Origin of the sequence: Actinopolyspora xinjiangensis (assembly GCF_900104475.1) — a bacterium.
Taxonomy (GTDB): domain Bacteria; phylum Actinomycetota; class Actinomycetes; order Mycobacteriales; family Pseudonocardiaceae; genus Actinopolyspora; species Actinopolyspora xinjiangensis.
The window spans coordinates 112911-128243 of record NZ_FNJR01000004.1 but is presented as its reverse complement, the minus strand read 5'-3'; the positions used below and the strand labels follow the sequence as shown (position 1 = coordinate 128243).

At 69.4% G+C, this 15333-nt stretch carries 17 protein-coding genes; 14 read left to right on the top strand and 3 right to left on the bottom strand.

Features of this window, described 5'->3' with window-relative positions:
* The first annotated feature begins 12 nt into the window (after positions 1-12).
* The 3 genes from BLQ75_RS07640 (at position 13) to BLQ75_RS23400 (ending at position 1839) form a co-directional block, all read left to right on the top strand.
* Entirely contained in the window at positions 13-957 is a 945-nt protein-coding gene (locus BLQ75_RS07640; RefSeq protein WP_092600479.1) for an ABC transporter ATP-binding protein, read from the top strand.
* Positions 951-1592, top strand: a complete 642-nt coding sequence (locus BLQ75_RS07635; RefSeq protein WP_092599995.1) for an ABC transporter ATP-binding protein — start codon at positions 951-953, stop codon at positions 1590-1592. The genes BLQ75_RS07640 and BLQ75_RS07635 overlap by 7 nt, the downstream gene beginning before the upstream one ends.
* A gap of 94 nt (positions 1593-1686) precedes the next feature.
* Entirely contained in the window at positions 1687-1839 is a 153-nt protein-coding gene (locus BLQ75_RS23400; protein ID WP_170837386.1) for a hypothetical protein, read from the top strand.
* A gap of 49 nt (positions 1840-1888) precedes the next feature.
* On the opposite strand, the gene BLQ75_RS07630 is transcribed toward BLQ75_RS23400, so the two are convergent.
* Positions 1889-3151 (bottom strand): M14 family metallopeptidase, encoded by a 1263-nt coding sequence (locus BLQ75_RS07630; RefSeq protein WP_092599992.1) that lies wholly within the window; start codon positions 3149-3151, stop codon positions 1889-1891.
* A 214-nt stretch (positions 3152-3365) separates the two neighbouring features.
* Here BLQ75_RS07630 and hisD point away from each other — a divergent pair, with 214 nt between their 5' ends.
* From hisD to BLQ75_RS23395, 6 genes are all read left to right on the top strand, one after another.
* Positions 3366-4679: a histidinol dehydrogenase gene (gene hisD, locus BLQ75_RS07625; protein ID WP_092599989.1), complete on the top strand. Its 1314-nt coding sequence runs from the start codon at positions 3366-3368 to the stop codon at positions 4677-4679.
* Between the two features lie 40 nt (positions 4680-4719).
* Complete coding sequence (locus tag BLQ75_RS07620) at positions 4720-5838, top strand: histidinol-phosphate transaminase (RefSeq protein WP_092599986.1); 1119 nt, start codon at positions 4720-4722, stop codon at positions 5836-5838.
* Positions 5835-6449 carry an imidazoleglycerol-phosphate dehydratase HisB gene (gene hisB, locus BLQ75_RS07615; RefSeq protein WP_092599983.1) on the top strand — a complete coding sequence of 205 codons (615 nt, stop codon included), beginning with the start codon at positions 5835-5837 and terminating at the stop codon, positions 6447-6449. Before BLQ75_RS07620 ends, hisB begins: the two co-directional genes overlap by 4 nt.
* A gap of 395 nt (positions 6450-6844) precedes the next feature.
* Positions 6845-7798, top strand: coding sequence for a PLP-dependent cysteine synthase family protein (locus BLQ75_RS07610; protein WP_092599980.1), 954 nt, complete (start codon positions 6845-6847; stop codon positions 7796-7798).
* A 289-nt stretch (positions 7799-8087) separates the two neighbouring features.
* A complete protein-coding gene (locus tag BLQ75_RS07605) occupies positions 8088-10409 on the top strand; it encodes an FdhF/YdeP family oxidoreductase (protein ID WP_092600477.1) in 2322 nt (773 codons plus the stop codon).
* Positions 10410-10730: 321 nt separating this feature from the next.
* Positions 10731-10880: a hypothetical protein gene (locus tag BLQ75_RS23395; RefSeq protein ID WP_170837385.1), complete on the top strand. Its 150-nt coding sequence runs from the start codon at positions 10731-10733 to the stop codon at positions 10878-10880.
* A gap of 177 nt (positions 10881-11057) precedes the next feature.
* Here the strand turns inward: BLQ75_RS23395 and soxR are convergent, their stop codons facing one another.
* Positions 11058-11519, bottom strand: a complete 462-nt coding sequence (gene soxR / locus BLQ75_RS07600) for a redox-sensitive transcriptional activator SoxR (RefSeq protein WP_092599977.1) — start codon at positions 11517-11519, stop codon at positions 11058-11060.
* Between the two features lie 187 nt (positions 11520-11706).
* Here soxR and hisH point away from each other — a divergent pair, with 187 nt between their 5' ends.
* From hisH to hisI, 5 genes are all read left to right on the top strand, one after another.
* The gene (hisH, locus tag BLQ75_RS07595; protein ID WP_092599974.1) at positions 11707-12333 is read left to right on the top strand and encodes an imidazole glycerol phosphate synthase subunit HisH; all 627 of its coding nucleotides are present in this window, start codon (positions 11707-11709) and stop codon (positions 12331-12333) included.
* Complete coding sequence (locus BLQ75_RS07590) at positions 12330-12545, top strand: hypothetical protein (RefSeq protein ID WP_244515312.1); 216 nt, start codon at positions 12330-12332, stop codon at positions 12543-12545. The genes hisH and BLQ75_RS07590 overlap by 4 nt, the downstream gene beginning before the upstream one ends.
* Positions 12546-12627: 82 nt before the next feature.
* Complete coding sequence (gene priA / locus BLQ75_RS07585) at positions 12628-13362, top strand: bifunctional 1-(5-phosphoribosyl)-5-((5-phosphoribosylamino)methylideneamino)imidazole-4-carboxamide isomerase/phosphoribosylanthranilate isomerase PriA (RefSeq protein ID WP_092599971.1); 735 nt, start codon at positions 12628-12630, stop codon at positions 13360-13362.
* A 115-nt stretch (positions 13363-13477) separates the two neighbouring features.
* On the top strand, positions 13478-14251 hold the full coding sequence (gene hisF, locus BLQ75_RS07580; protein WP_092599968.1) for an imidazole glycerol phosphate synthase subunit HisF: 774 nt from the start codon (positions 13478-13480) through the stop codon (positions 14249-14251).
* A complete protein-coding gene (gene hisI / locus BLQ75_RS07575; RefSeq protein WP_092599965.1) occupies positions 14248-14643 on the top strand; it encodes a phosphoribosyl-AMP cyclohydrolase in 396 nt (131 codons plus the stop codon). The genes hisF and hisI overlap by 4 nt, the downstream gene beginning before the upstream one ends.
* Positions 14644-14673: 30 nt before the next feature.
* Here hisI and BLQ75_RS07570 read toward each other — a convergent pair whose 3' ends face one another.
* Positions 14674-15306 carry a TetR/AcrR family transcriptional regulator gene (locus BLQ75_RS07570; RefSeq protein WP_092599962.1) on the bottom strand — a complete coding sequence of 211 codons (633 nt, stop codon included), beginning with the start codon at positions 15304-15306 and terminating at the stop codon, positions 14674-14676.
* Between the last annotated feature and the right edge of the window lie 27 nt (positions 15307-15333).

The window sequence follows — 15333 nt, the reverse complement described above, 5'->3', positions numbered from 1 at the left end:
TGGCTGGACGACATGTCGGTGCGCTTCGAGCTCGGCCGGAGCCGGGGCTCCGGGCCGGTGCACGCCGTCACCGACGCCAGGGTTCGGCTGTCCCCCGGGCAGGTACTGGCCCTGGTGGGCGAGTCCGGATGCGGTAAGTCCGTGCTGGCCTCGGCCCTGCTCGGGTTGTTGCCCTCGAACGCCTGGATCCGTGGTCGTGCCTGGCTGCATCCCGGCACGGACGAGGAGGTCGAGCTGCTGTCCAGCTCCGAACACGTGCTCGCGCGCCGGGTCCGGGGCAGGCGGATCGGTCTGGTGCCGCAGTCGGCCGCGACGCACCTGACCCCGGTGCGTACCGCGCGCGACCAACTGGCCGAGACCTTCCGCGAGTTGCGCGGTCGCGTCGATCACGGCTCGGTGGACGAACTGGCCGGGCGCGTCGGGCTCGCCCCGGCGGACCTGGCGCACTACCCGCATGAGCTGTCCGGCGGTATGGCCCAACGTGTCGCGGTGGCCTCGGCACTGGTGGCCGATCCCTCCGTGGTCATCGCCGACGAGCCGACCACCGGCCTGGACCGGCCGTTGGTCGACCGCGTCACGGATCTGCTCGGCGAACTCGCCGACCGGAACAGAGGAGTGTTGTTGATCACCCATGACTTGGCCGCCGCCAAGCGCGTGGCCACTCACGTGGCGGTGATGTACGCCAGCCGGGTGGTGGAGAGCGGCCCGGCGGAGGAAGTGTTCCACCGACCCTGGCACCCCTACACGAAAGGATTGCTGGAAGCCATGCCGGAGGCGGGCTTCCAGCCCGTCCCGGGGCACCCGCCCGCACTCACCGAGCTCGCCGAGCTGGAGCGGGAGTGGGGCTGTGTGTTCTGCCTGCGCTGTCCGGACACGCCCGGCGTGGCCCCCTGCAACGGGGACCCCGCGCTCGTCGAGTACGGCAGCAGGTCGGTCGCGGCGCATCCGCCATGCTGAGGGCCAGGGAGGTGGTCGCTGGCTACGACCGTGGCCGCGCGGTGCTCGACCGAGTGGACGTCGTGGTGCCGCCGGGGGCGGTTCGTGGGCTTGCGGGACCGAGCGGATGCGGCAAGTCCACGCTCGCCCGCGTGCTGGCGTTGCTGCAACGCCCCTGGTCGGGCACCGTCGAGTTGGACGGTCGTCCGGTCCGGGGCGCCCGGTACTCGGTGCCGGCCGAGCTGCGAACGGCGGTCGGGATCGTCTTCCAGCAGCCTCGCCCCGCTGTGGATCCGCGCATGACGCTGCGCCAGGTCGTCTCCGAGCCACTGCGAGCGCGCGGGATACGGCGCCCGTGGCGGAGGGTCGGTGAGCTGGCCGAGCTCACCGGGCTCAACGACGAGTTGCTCGACCGGATGCCGCACGAGGTCAGTGACGGGCAGTTGCAGCGGGCCTGCCTGGCACGGGCTGTGGCGCCGCGCCCGCGCTACCTGATCTGCGACGAGATGACGGGGATGCTGGACGCCTCAACCACGGCCGCGCTCGTACGGGTGGTCGGGGAACTGGTGAACGAGGAGGGGACCGGAGTGCTGGCCATCAGCCACGACGAGCCCCTGCTGCTCGCCTGGGCCGGTGACGACGTCATCCGGTGGTAGGGCCGGGAAGTGTGGCAGGGTGAGGTGATTGTCCAGTGCACGGTCGCCACGTGCCGTGGTGACCGAGGCGCCCGATTGGTTGTGGAGAGCACTGATGAGTGAACAGACCACGTTCACGCAATGGCGCGAACGAGCCAGGTCGGAGATCCGTGATGAACACCCGCAACTGCGTTGGTTGCTGATCACCGCCGCGGTGGTCGTGGTGCTCGGGATCGTGCTGGGGGCCATGGTGCTGCTGCTCGGGTGACGCTCCGGGGGTGGGGAGGCAGGTGATTCCCCACCCCCACCGGGCGTGTTCAGTTGCCCGCTTCGTCCAGCAACATGGCGACCGCCTCGTCGTTGCGGCTGGTCTCCCGCTGGATGACCTCGTCCGGTGGGTAGAAACCGTCGAAACCGCCGCCGCCGGGATACATCTCGAAGGTGAACGACAAGATTCCGTGTTCGGCCCACATCCAGTCGTTCACGCTTCCGTCGGTGACGTAGAGGTCGCTGGACTGCATCGGGGTGTAGCCGTTGGTTCCTGCCATCGCGTTGCCCAGTTCGGCGAACCTCCGGTACTGCTCCCGCGTCATGCCCGGCGCCGTGTCGGCCGTGGTGTAGCCGTACGGCCACAGCACCAGCTCCGAGAAGCTGTGGAAGTCAATGTGCGCGGTTATCCGCTGCCTTCCACCCACCACGCGTGATTCGACGAAGTCCCGCACCGCGGAGGTTTCGGGTGCGGAGAAGGGCGCCGGGCCGCGGTAGGTCGGCTGGCTCGGGTTCCCGCTGGAGCCCCCGCAGCAACCCCACTGGTAACCCCAGTTGCGGTTCAGGTCCACCGGAGTGCCCTGCCGGTTGCGGCGCCAGCCCCGGTATCCCGTTCTCGTCACGTCGTATGTCGCACCGTCCGGATTCACCATGGGGACGACCCAGATCTCCCGGCTGTCGACGTCCTCCGTGATCTCCGGGTCCGAACCGTATCCGTCGGTGTAGCGCCGCAGGATGTGCAGACACATCTCCGCCGTGAGGTGTTCACGGGCGTGCTGGTTGCAGGTGAACAGCACTTCCGGTTCCGCTTCGTCGATGTCCGCCCGGTCACTGATCTTGACCACCGGGATGTCCCTGCCCAGCGCCGAGCTTCCCGCCGAGGTGCTGTCGACGATTCCAGGGTGGTCGGTGGCCGCTTCCTCGATCTCGGCGAGGGTTTCCGAGTAGGTGTGGTAGTCGCCATCCTCCGGGGGGAACTCGGCCGGGCGTGCCGGTGCGTTCTGGAACCGGGCCGGTCCGTCCGCTACCCGGCGCGGGGCCATGCCCCTGGAGCGGAGCCGCCGTGCCTGCTCCGGGGTCGCCGACACGAAGGCCGTGCCCTCGTCGACCGAGAGCACCAGGGCCCCGGTGCGGTTGACCGCTGTGCGCGAGGCGGAGTCGGTGTTCGGTACGCGGTACACGGCCCGTGCCGAATCCGGTTCGGCGTCACCGGAAGTCACCTGGTCGGCTGTGGCCGACTGTGTGACCGGCAGTACGAACAGCAACGCGGTGAGGGACAACGCCGTCACCGCTCGTCGTCGTAACGGGTACATGCCTCTCCGATCGGTCAGGGATGTGCTGACCGTTCGAGATTCACTCCGGTTACTCCTGGTCACAACCTACTCACGTAGGAGAACGGGGCCGCTTTTCGGCGGACTCGCGCCCGGCCTCCGAGGGGGAGACCGCGAGGCGATCAGGAGCTGCCGACGGGGGCGAGCGGCCGTGCGGCTACCCTGGTAACCAGCAACGTTTCGCGGAGGGAAACCCATGCTCAGCCGTATCGACCTGCGGGGTCGGGAGCCGTCCGTCGGTGAGCTGCGTACCAGGCTGCCACGAGCCGGTATGGACGTGGAGCACGCGCTGCCCGCGGTGCGGCCGCTGCTCGAGGACATCGCCGAACGGGGAGTCGCCGCCGCCCTGGAGCACACCGAGCGGTTCGACTCCGTTCGCCCCGAGCGGGTGCGGGTGCCGGACGAGGAGCTGCACGAGGCGCTGCGTGGTCTGGACCCGTCGATCCGCACCGCCCTCGAGGAGTCCGTGAGTCGTGCCAGGAAGGTGCACGCCGAGCAGCGTCGGACCGACGTCACCACCGAGGTCGCGCCCGGCGGCACGGTCACCGAGCGTTGGGTCCCGGTCTCCAGGGTGGGGCTCTACGCTCCCGGCGGGCTGGCCGTCTACCCCTCCAGCGTCGTGATGAACGTGGTTCCGGCTCAGGCGGCCGGTGTGGAGTCACTGGTGGTGTGCTCTCCGCCTCAGGCGGAGTTCGGCGGCAGGCCGCACCCGACCATCCTCGCGGCCGCGGCGTTGCTCGGGGTTGACGAGGTCTGGGCCGTCGGCGGTGCGCAGGCCGTGGGACTGCTGGCCTACGGTGGTGTGGACACGGACGGGCGGGAGCTGCTGCCGGTGGACATGGTCACCGGTCCCGGCAACGTCTACGTCACGGCGGCGAAGCGGCAACTGCGCAACATCGTCGGGATCGACGCCGAGGCCGGACCGACCGAGATCGCCGTGCTGGCCGACGAGACCGCCGATCCGGTGCACGTCGCCACCGACCTGATCAGTCAGGCCGAGCACGACACGCTGGCCGCCAGCGTGCTGGTGACCACTTCGATCGAGCTCGCCGACGCGGTCGACGAACGACTGGCCGAACGTGTCCCCGCCACCAAGCACACCGAGCGCATCCGCGCCGCGCTGACCGGTGAGCAGTCCGGTTGCGTACTGACCTCCTCGTTGGCGGACGGTGTTCGCGTCGTCGACGCCTACGCGGCCGAGCACCTGGAGGTCCAGACCGCCGATGCTTCCCGGGTCGCCGCCGAGGTGCGCAACGCGGGCGCGATCTTCGTCGGCCCGTACGCGCCGGTCTCGCTCGGTGACTACTGCGCGGGCTCGAACCACGTGCTCCCCACCGGGGGCTGCGCGCGGCATTCCTCGGGGCTGAGCGTACAGAGCTTCCTGCGCGGCATCCACGTCGTGGACTACAGCAGGCAGGCGCTCCGCGACGTCACCTCCCAGGTGGTGGCGCTGTCCGAGGCCGAGGATCTTCCAGCGCACGGCGAGGCGGTCACCGCCCGATTCGAGTGAGTGAGCCGGCATCCACAACGACGACGAATTGGTGAAATCGATGAGCGACGTGATCGGCGGCGAGACGACGCTGGCCGATTTGCCCCTGCGGGACGATCTGCGCGGTCGTACTCCCTACGGGGCGCCACAGCTGGACGTCCCGGTGTTGTTGAACACCAACGAGAACCCGTTCCCTCCTCCTAAGCAGCTGGTCGACGACGTCGTCGCCGCCGTGGGGGAGAGCGCGAGCAGCCTGAACCGCTACCCCGACCGGGACGCGGTCTCGCTGCGGGAGGACCTGGCCGCCTACCTCACCGGTGCCACCGGTGTGTTCGTCTCGGCCGACAACGTGTGGGCGGCCAACGGCTCCAACGAGATCCTGCAGCAGCTCCTGCAGGCGTTCGGCGGTCCGGGCCGTACCGGGCTGGGCTTCGAACCGTCCTATTCGATGCATCCGGTGCTCGCGGCGGGTACTCGGACCGAGTGGCTGCCCGAACCCCGCCGCGACGACTTCACCCTGGACGGGGCCGAGGCCGCGCGGGCGGTGAGCGAGCGTCGGCCGGACGTGGTGTTCGTGACCAGTCCGAACAACCCGACGGGGCAGTCCGTCGACCCGGACGATCTGCGCGCCCTGCTGCGTGCCGCTCCCGGTCTCGTCGTGGTCGACGAGGCGTACGTGGAGTTCTCGCAGCGGCAGAGCGCGATCGGGCTGATCTCCGAGTTCCCCACCAAGCTCGTCGTGAGCCGGACCATGAGCAAGGCCTTCGCGTTCGCGGGCGGGCGGCTCGGGTATCTCGCCGCCTCCCCCGCCGTCATCGAGGCGTTGCTGCTCGTGCGGTTGCCCTACCACCTGTCCACCGTCACCCAGGCGGCCGCGCGCGCCGCGCTGCGGCACGCCGACGCCACCCTGAGCGGGATCAAGCAGCTCGTCGACGAGCGAGCCAGGGTGACCGAACGGCTGCGCGAACTCGGTTTCACGCCGGTCGTCAGCGACGCCAACTTCGTGCTGTTCGGCACGTTCGACGACGCCCACCGCGCCTGGCGGCGTTACCTCGACTCCGGGGTGCTCATCCGGGACGTGGGCATCAGCGGCCATCTCAGGGTCACCATAGGGTCGCCGCGTGACAACGACGCGTTCCTCGCGGCGAGCGAACGAGTCGGTGAGGAGCTCTCCCGGTGAACGAAGCGGCACCCCGTACCGGACGCGTGGAACGCACCACCAAGGAATCGAGCGTCACGGTCGAACTCGACCTGGACGGCAGTGGGCGGGTCGAGGTGGACACGACCGTGCCCTTCTACGACCACATGCTGCACTCCCTCGGCACGCACGCCGCGTTCGACATGACCGTGCGCGCCAGCGGGGACATCCACATCGACGCCCACCACACCGTCGAGGACACCGCGATCGTGCTGGGGCAGGCGCTGCGCCAGGCCCTCGGGGGCAAGGCGGGTATCCGCCGGTTCGGCGACGCCTGGATACCGATGGACGAGACGCTGGCCCACGCGGCCGTCGACGTCTCCGGGCGGCCGTACTGCGTGCTGACGGGCGAGCCCGAGCAGTACAACACGTTCACCGTCGGCAACAATTACCCCTTCGTGCTCAACCGGCACGTCTTCGAGTCCCTGGCCTTCCATGCCGGGATCAACCTGCACGCACGGGTGATCCACGGCAGGGATCCGCACCACATCACCGAGGCGCAGTACAAGGCGATCGCCCGGGCCCTGCGTGCCGCGGTCGAGCCGGACCCCCGGTTCGCCGACACGGTGCCCTCCACGAAGGGATCGCTGTGACCCGCTCTCCTGTGGGGCACCCGTCGGGAGGGTGACGGTTCGCCGCGCTCCGTCTCGGCGTCACCCGGTGAGGGTGTCGCGGGACGGGGACCGTTGGGGCCGCCGGTAGCTCCCGGTGGGCCGCGCCGCCCGAACTCGCTCTCTTCCGGTTCGGGCGCGGCATTCGGGAAGCGGCACCCGGCCCGCTGGAGCCGACCCGCGAGGCCCGTGTCGTCGGTTGCCGCTCACTCTCCACCCAGCTCGGCGGACGGTCGCACGAGCGGGTGGTTCTCCTGGGAACTCCCCTTGACAGTGCCGTGAGCGAAGTCGCATTGTCGCTCATTAAGCAACATAGTGTGTATTACGCAACATATGTTGTGTGTTGTCGCTTTGACAATGGTGTCAAGGGAGAGCTCATGACCAGGTCGCCGCTGGCCGGGGCGCGGGCCCCGGCTGTTCCCGAAGTCCCCGTGCCTCCCGACGTCGGTTCGGTGCTGGACGCGGTCGGTGACACCCCGCTGCTGCGCATCGAGGGAATTTGGGTCAAGCTCGAATTCCTCAACCCCTCCGGCTCGATCAAGGCGCGCATAGCCACCTACATGATCGAGCGCGCCGAACGCGAGGGGCTGCTGCGCCCCGGCGACACCATCGTGGAGGCCAGCAGCGGAAACACCGGAAACGCCATGAGCATGGTGGCGGCGGTGAAGGGGTATCCGATGCTGGTGGTCATGCCGCGCAACGTCAGCACCGAACGGGCGGCCATCTCCCGCGCCTTCGGGGCCGAGGTGCGCACCACCGGGGATTTCCACGTGAACGCGGCCCTGGAGACCGCACGTGAGCTCGGGGAACAACCCGGCTACTTCGCGCCGCAGCAGTTCGACAGCGAGTGGAACGTCGACGAGAACCGCACCTGGCTCGGTCCGGAGATCCTGCGTCAGCTCCCGCCCGGAACGCTCCCGGGCGCGGTGGTCGGCGGTGTCGGCACGGGAGGCACGATCATCGGAGTGGGCCAGGCGTTCCGCGAGGTCAACCCCGAGTGCCGGATCGTGGCCATGGAACCGAACGAGTCCTGCACCCTGGCCTGCGGTGAGATCGACAAACACCTCATCGAGGGAATCTCGGACGGTTTCGTGCCGGGGGTGTTCGCCAGGCACCGGCACGAGGTCGACGAGATCGTCGCAGTGGACAGCGCCGACGCCCTCCGGCAGTGCCGCGAGCTGGGACGACGTTACGGTCTGTTCGTAGGGCCGTCCTCGGGGGCCCACCTGCTCGCCGCCAAGCGGTTGCGACGGGACCGGCCGGAACTCGGGGAGATCGTGACCTTTCTGGCGGACGAGGGCGAGAAGTACCTGACCGAGCACTTCGACTGACATGAAGCGGCGGTCCTCGCCCACGTACGCCGGTCGCCCGTGGTCCGGACGGCGTCTCGCGGTGTTGGTCCGGCCGGTGGGCAGTGTCCGCGCGATCCCGACGTGCGGCGCTCCCGGCTCACCAACCGGGGCCGGGCGAGCGCGGGCGGAACGAACTACTCCGGTGGGACCCGGCGGAACCCCGCCCCCACTTCGGGTGATCAGCACGAACCGTGCTGGCGTAGAAGATCCGACAGCGCGATGATGAGTGGGTCTGACGAGTGAGTTCGCGAAAGGCGGGGTGGATCACGTGAGTAGGCACGGCCCCGACAAGGACATCGATGAATCGGAACTCGAGGTGCACCGCCGCGAGCGGTCCGCGGCCGGGGTGCGTGGGGTAGCGGTCTCACTCGGACGGAGCCTGCGGCAGATGGGTCCGGTACGCACCGTCAAGACCCTCCCGCTGCTGAACCAGCGCGACGGTTTCGACTGCCCCGGCTGCGCCTGGCCCGAGCCCCGGGACGAGGAGGGCGGCTCCCGCAAGTGGGCGGAGTTCTGCGAGAACGGGGCCAAGGCCGTCGCCGAGGAGGCCACCACCCGCACCGTGGATCCCGAGTTCTTCGAGCGTCACTCGATCGAGGAACTCGCCGAACGCACCGACTACTGGCTGGGCCAGCAGGGACGCCTGACCCAGCCGATGATTCGACGGGAGGGCGACACCCACTACCGGCCGATCGAGTGGCAGCGGGCGTTCGAGGTCATAGTCGACGGGCTCCGGAAGGTCGGCCCGGGGCACACCTCGTTCTACACCTCTGGGCGGACCAGTAACGAGGCCGCTTTCTGCTACCAGCTGCTGGCCCGGTCCTTCGGCACCAACAACCTGCCCGACTGCTCCAACATGTGCCACGAGTCCTCCGGCGCCGCGCTGAGCGAGACGATCGGCGTGGGTAAGGGCTCGGTGACCCTGTCCGACATCGAGCACGCCGACCTAGTCGTGGTAATCGGACAGAACCCGGGCACCAATCATCCCCGGATGCTGAGCTCGCTGGAGCGGACCAAACAGAACGGCGGCCGGATACTGGCGGTCAATCCGCTGCCGGAAACCGGGTTGATGCGCTTCAGCAATCCGCAGAACGTGCGAGGGGTGGTCGGTTCCGGCACCCCGCTGGCCGACGAGTTCGCCCAGGTGCGTATCGGTGGTGATCTGGCGCTGTTCAAGGCCATCGGTGCGCTGCTGCTGCGGTTCGAGGACGAGGCACCCGGAACGGTGGTGGACCGCGAGTTCGTCGACAACCACACGTACGGTTTCCAGGAGTTCGCCGCGCGGGGCCGCGAGGTCGACTGGCAGGAGGTCGAGCGGCTGACCGGTCTGGAACAGCCGCGGATCGAGCGCGTCGCCCGGATGTTCGCCGAGTCGCGCTCCACGGTGGTCTGCTGGGCGATGGGGATCACCCAGCACCGGCAGGCGGTTCCCACCATCCGGGAGATCGTCAACGTCCAGCTGCTACGAGGCATGATCGGCAAACCCGGAGCGGGGGTGTGCCCGGTGCGCGGTCACTCCAATGTGCAGGGCGACCGCACCATGGGTATCTGGGAGCGGATGCCCGAGTCCTTCCTGGCGGCGTTGGACGAGGAGTTCGGCCTCTCCGTCCCCCGTCGGCCCGGCTGGGACACGGTGGAGACGCTGCGTGCCATGCGGGAGGGAGAGTGCGCCGCGTTCTTCGCGCTCGGCGGCAACTTCGCGGCGGCCACCCCGGACAGTGCGGCCACCGAGGCGGCGCTGCGCGGCTGTGAACTCACGGTGCAGGTGTCTACCAAGCTCAACCGGTCACACGTGGTTCCGGGACGGACCGCGCTCATCCTGCCCACGCTCGGCCGCACCGAACGCGACCGGCAGTCAGGCGGGGAGCAGTTCGTCACCGTGGAGGATTCGATGTCGGTGGTGCATGCCTCGCGCGGTCGGTTGGAGCCCGCTTCCCCCGATCTGCTCTCGGAGGTGGCCATCGTGTCCGAACTGGCCCGTACCCTCCTCGGCGAGGACCACCCCGTGCCGTGGCGGGTGTTCGAGGAGGATTACGACCGGATTCGCGAGCACATCGCCAGGGTGGTTCCCGGCTGTGCCGACTACAACGAGCGGGTGCGCGAACCCGACGGGTTCGTACTGCCACATCCACCGCGTGACAGCCGAACGTTTCCCACCGCCACCGGCAAGGCCAACTTCACGGTGAACGTGCCGGACATGATCCACGTTCCGGAGGGCAGGCTGCTGCTGCAGAGTCTGCGCAGCCACGACCAGTACAACACCACGATCTACGGGCTCTCGGACCGCTACCGCGGGATCGAGAACGCGCGACGCGTGGTGCTGACCAACCCCACCGACATCGCGGAACTCGGCCTCGCCGAGGGGCAGTCGGTGGACCTGGTCTCGGAGTGGGCGGACGGTTCCGGCGGTGTCGAGGAGCGCAGGGCCGAATCGTTCCGGGTGGTCGCCTACGAGACCCCGCGCGGTTGTGCGGCGGCCTACTACCCGGAGGCCAACCCGCTGGTTCCGCTGGATTCGGTGGCGGAGTACTCGAACACCCCGGTGTCCAAGGCCGTGGTGGTGCGGATCGAGCCGAGTCGGGAGGTGTAAGCCAGGGCTGAGATCGCGGCCCCGACAGAGCGGGAACAGGAACGGCGGATCACACCGGGACCGGTTCAGGAGTGTCGCCCACCGGTTTCGGCTCCCGGTGTCGCCGGTACCGGTGGCTCCGAGCCGAGTTAGGGGCCTCGCGGGGCGTGGAGCCCGGCCCCGGCCGCTGTTCCGAGGGGCGTGGTACGGCGAGGTGCGCACTCGTCCTCCGCGCTGTGACCATCCGATCGGAACTGCTCTGCGCCCCTGGGCTGAGTCCGGTGGTCGGCTTCGGCGGGGCCACCGTTGATCCGGACGACCGATGCGAAAGGTGCGAGATCCGTGCGCGAGTTCCTGCCGGTCATTCTGCTCGCCGTCGCGGGATTTCTGGGCGGTGGAGCTTACGCGATGTGGAGAACCGCACGGGTGCCCGCGGTCCTGCTCGGTGCGGGTGCGGTGCTGGCGCTGGTCGGCGGACTGCTGTGGATATAGCCGCACCCGTGCGCCCGCGTCCTGGCCGGGCTCGCGATCACACGTGGCGCCTCGGACGCCCCGAGATGATCCACTGGCCCCTTCAACGCTCCGCCGTCCCCACCGTTCGGTGCGTCCCGCAGCGAACGGCCGACCCCGGTCCTATCCTAGGCGTTTTCCGTGAGCTGTCTCGTCAGGTCACAGTCCCCCCTCGGCTTTCGGGCGAAGCCGAGGAGCCGCGGGGCCATCGGTCGCCATCCTGTCGTCCGGGTTGTGCAGCGAACAGGTGTTCAGTGACAGGCAGCCGCAGCCGATGCATCCGGTGAGCCGGTCCCGCAGTCGTTGCAACCCGTCGATACGGGCGTCGAGTTCGTCGCGCCAGCGTTCCGACAACCTCGCCCAGTCGGTCCTGGTGGGGGCGTGGTCGTCCGGCAGGGTTCGCAGCGCCTCCGCGATGTCCTCCAGGGCCAGCCCCACGCGTTGGGCGGCCCGGATGAACGCCAGACGTCGCAGCACGCTGCGTTCGTAGCGTCGCTGGTTGCCGCTCGTGCGTGTTGAGGTGATCAGCCCGCGGTCCTCGTAGAAGCGGAGTGCCGTGGTCGCTATTCCACTGCGTTCGGCGAGTTCGCCGATGGTCAGTTTGGCGGCGGGTTTCGACACGCCGCCAGCATAACGAGCGGGTTCGTGTCCAACTATCAGTATCCGTCCGATTCTTCGTCGTGATCGTGGTTACGGGGTGAACCCGGTGTGCGGCGGGATGGTTCGTGTGGGAGAGCTCCTGACGGGAGAATGCCGTCGGCGGTCGTCCTGACAACGGACCGGTTCCTCGGCCGGGTAGGCTGGTGCCGTGCCACGAGTTGTCGTACTGGACTACGGATCCGGCAATCTCCGTTCGGCCGAGCGCGCGCTGGAACACGCGGGTGCGCGAGTCGAGGTCACCGATGATCACCGTGCGGCGATGGAGGCCGATGGCCTCGTCGTGCCGGGAGTAGGGGCGTTCTCCGCCTGCATGCGCGGACTGCTCGAGGTCGGTGGCGACAAGCTCGTCGATCGACGGCTGGCCGACGACCGGCCCGTGCTCGGGATCTGCGTCGGAATGCAGATCCTGTTCGAACGGGGAGTCGAACACGGAGTGGCGGCTGAGGGGGTCGGCAGGTGGCCCGGTGCGGTGGAACGGTTGCGCGCCGAGGTGCTGCCCCACATGGGGTGGAACACGGTCTCCGCTCCGTCCGGCAGCGTGCTGTTCGCGGGGATGACTCCCGAGACCAGGTTCTACTTCGTCCACTCGTTCGCGGCGCGCGGTTGGGGGGACGCCGGGACGGCGAGTGAACAACGGCGCTCGGTGTGGGCCGAGCACGGCGAGCCGTTCCTGGCCGCTGTGGAGGACGGTCCCCTGATGGCGACCCAGTTCCACCCGGAGAAGTCCGGTGCCGCCGGGAGCGCTCTGCTGCGCAACTGGTTGGAAACCCTGTGAGTGCCCGTCGGCACGGGCTGATGCGCCCCGGTGGTGCCGCTCGCGTGGTGGCCTTTCTGCTGTGCTTCGGCATGGTCGTGGGGTTCGCCTCGACGTACCTGCTGGCCGCGGGTGTCTCCGGATGGTTGGTGATCTCGGCGGCCCTGCTTGTGCTCGCCGTTCCGGTGGGGGCCGCGCTGTACTCCGGTGGTCGGTCCCGCGGGAGGCGTTGAACGGGATGCGCCGGGACCGCTCGACGAGCACCGTGCGACGGGTGGCGACGTGGTGCCGCGAGTCCCGTCATAGGCTTGGGACGTGACTTTCACGCTGCTTCCCGCTGTTGACGTCGCCGACGGGCAGGCCGTGCGTCTGGTGCAGGGTGCCGCGGGCACCGAGACCTCCTACGGGGACCCGCTGCGGGCCGCTCTGGCTTGGCAGGACGCGGGGGCGGAATGGGTCCACCTCGTGGACCTGGACGCCGCCTTCGGTCGTGGTTCGAACCGGGAGCTGCTCGCCGAGGTGGTCGCGAAGTTGGACGTCGCCGTGGAGCTGTCCGGTGGAATCCGGGACGACGACTCGTTGCGCGCGGCGCTGGAGACGGGCTGTGCCCGGGTGAATCTCGGCACCGCCGCGCTCGAGGACCCCGAGTGGACCGCGCGGGTGGTCGCCGAGCACGGCCAGCGTGTGGCGGTCGGCCTGGACGTGCGTATCGGTGATCGGGGACACCGCCTGGCGGCGCGCGGCTGGACGCGGGACGGCGGGGATCTGTGGCAGGTGCTTGACCGGTTGGACGCCGCGGGCTGCGCCCGTTACGTGGTCACCGACGTGAGCAAGGACGGGACGTTGGGAGGGCCCAACCTGTCGCTGCTGCGCGCGGTCTGCGAGTACACCCCCGCGCCGGTCGTGGCCTCCGGAGGGGTATCCACTGTGCACGATCTGGTGGCGCTGGCCGAACTCGAACCGTACGGGCTCGAGGGCTCGATCGTGGGCAAGGCGCTGTACGCGGGCAACTTCACTCTGACCGAAGCTCTCGAAGCCGTCGGCGGATGAAGCCGTGGCGCGGCGAACCCCGGGAAATCGTCGCGCCGGGGTGGCCCGCGTATCCCCGGGAGCCGATCATCGAAGCCGTGGGGCCGCTCCACCACCGGGCACTTATGCTGGTGCCATGTCGGTCGCGGTGCGCGTGATCCCCTGTCTGGACGTCGACCAGGGGCGAGTGGTCAAGGGAGTCAATTTCACCGGGCTGGTCGACGCGGGTGATCCGGTCGAGCTGGCCCGTCGCTACGACGGGGAGTGGGCCGACGAGCTGACGTTCCTCGACGTCACCGCTTCCTCGTCCGATCGGGAGACCACCTACGACGTGGTACGCGGCACCGCCGACCAGGTCTTCATCCCGCTGACCGTGGGTGGCGGCGTGCGCGGTCCCGAGGACGTGGACCGCCTGCTGCGTGCGGGCGCCGACAAGGTCAGCCTCAACACCGCGGCCATCTCGGATCCCGGACTGCTGGAGACCGCGTCCCGCCGGTTCGGGGCGCAGTGCGTGGTGCTTTCGGTCGATGCCAGGCGCGTGCCGTCCGGCGGGACCGAGACCTCCTCCGGTTTCGAGGTCACCACGCACGGGGGCCGACGGGGAACCGGCATCTGCGCCGTCGAGTGGGCGGCCAGAGCCGAGCGGCTGGGCGTCGGCGAGATACTGCTCAACTCCATGGACGCCGACGGCACCAAAGAGGGGTTCGACCTCGAGATGATCCGCGCCGTGCGTGCCGCCGTGCGCGTCCCGTTGATCGCCAGCGGCGGTGCCGGGAGCGCCGAGCACTTCGCGCCCGCCGTGCACGCCGGGGCCGACGCCGTGCTGGCCGCGAGCGTCTTCCACTTCGGAGAGCTGACCATCGAGGAGGTCAAGAACGCCATGCGAGCGGAGGGGATCACGGTCCGATGACGTCACCGGCAGGCGAGGGGCGAACCGAGGGGGCACTCGATCCGGCGATCGCCGCGAGACTCAAGCGCAACGAGGACGGCCTGATCGCCGCGGTGGCCCAGCAGCACGACACGGGCCGGGTGCTGATGATGGCCTGGATGGACGAGGAGGCGTTGCGCCGCACCCTGCACAGCAGGCAGGCCACCTACTACTCGCGCAGCCGTGCCCGGCACTGGGTCAAGGGGGAGTCCTCCGGCAACACGCAGTACGTGCGGGAGGTCCGGCTCGACTGCGACGGTGACACGGTGTTGCTGCTCGTCGAGCAGACCGGTCCCGCCTGTCACACGGGTGCGCCGGACTGTTTCGAGGCCGATGTGCTGCTGCGGCCCGAATCGACGCCTCCAGCCGCGTGAGCTGGGTGGCGCCGGGCCCGTGTTTCTCGCTCACTCCTGTCGCAACGGCCCGGTGAGGTAGCGCTGCAGGTTGGGGGCGATACTGGCCACTACCAGCTCGTGCTCGGCGCTGGCCAGCGGCTCCACCCGTACCACGTAGCGCATCATGCCGAGTCCCACGAGCTGTGAACCGCACAGCGCGGCGCGCAGCTCCGGTTCGTCGGAGCCCAGCTCCCGCAGCAGCCTGCCGAACAGCGCGGTGGTGAGGAATTCGCGCAGCATGCGTACCGCGCTCTCCCGAACCGAGAGGCTGCGCACCAGCGCGGCGAACTCACCGCCGCCCGCCTCGTCCCAGACCGAGAGGAACATGCCCAGCATGCGTTCCGCCAGCCGCTCGGTGGGGCCGTCGAGCAGCCGGGGCAGCATCCTGGCCGGATCGACCGGCAGGGAGACGGCGGCGGTGAAAAGCTCCTCCTTGCCGCCGAACCAGTGCCGGACCATCGCGGGATCGACTCCGGCCCGGCCCGCGATGTCCCGTACGGTGGCGCCCTCGTAACCGTTCTCGATGAAGGCGGTGCGGGCCGCGTCGAGCAGCTCCTCCTTGGTGCTGCCACCGCCGCCCCTGCGACCCCGTCGCAGACGAGTGCGCTCCGCGTCACGGCTGTCTGGTTGCACGCTCCACATCCTCACGGGCCGGTCGCCGCATCCGCA

Coding starts and splice junctions, on each gene's coding strand:
- BLQ75_RS07640 (WP_092600479.1), top strand. CDS start 13: ATGTCGGTGCGCTTCGAGCTCGGCCGGAGCCGGGGCTCCGGGCCGGTG.
- BLQ75_RS07635 (WP_092599995.1), top strand. CDS start 951: ATGCTGAGGGCCAGGGAGGTGGTCGCTGGCTACGACCGTGGCCGCGCG.
- BLQ75_RS23400 (WP_170837386.1), top strand. CDS start 1,687: ATGAGTGAACAGACCACGTTCACGCAATGGCGCGAACGAGCCAGGTCG.
- BLQ75_RS07630 (WP_092599992.1), bottom strand. CDS start 3,151: ATGTACCCGTTACGACGACGAGCGGTGACGGCGTTGTCCCTCACCGCG.
- hisD (WP_092599989.1), top strand. CDS start 3,366: ATGCTCAGCCGTATCGACCTGCGGGGTCGGGAGCCGTCCGTCGGTGAG.
- BLQ75_RS07620 (WP_092599986.1), top strand. CDS start 4,720: ATGAGCGACGTGATCGGCGGCGAGACGACGCTGGCCGATTTGCCCCTG.
- BLQ75_RS07610 (WP_092599980.1), top strand. CDS start 6,845: ATGACCAGGTCGCCGCTGGCCGGGGCGCGGGCCCCGGCTGTTCCCGAA.
- hisF (WP_092599968.1), top strand. CDS start 13,478: ATGTCGGTCGCGGTGCGCGTGATCCCCTGTCTGGACGTCGACCAGGGG.
- hisI (WP_092599965.1), top strand. CDS start 14,248: ATGACGTCACCGGCAGGCGAGGGGCGAACCGAGGGGGCACTCGATCCG.
- BLQ75_RS07570 (WP_092599962.1), bottom strand. CDS start 15,306: ATGTGGAGCGTGCAACCAGACAGCCGTGACGCGGAGCGCACTCGTCTG.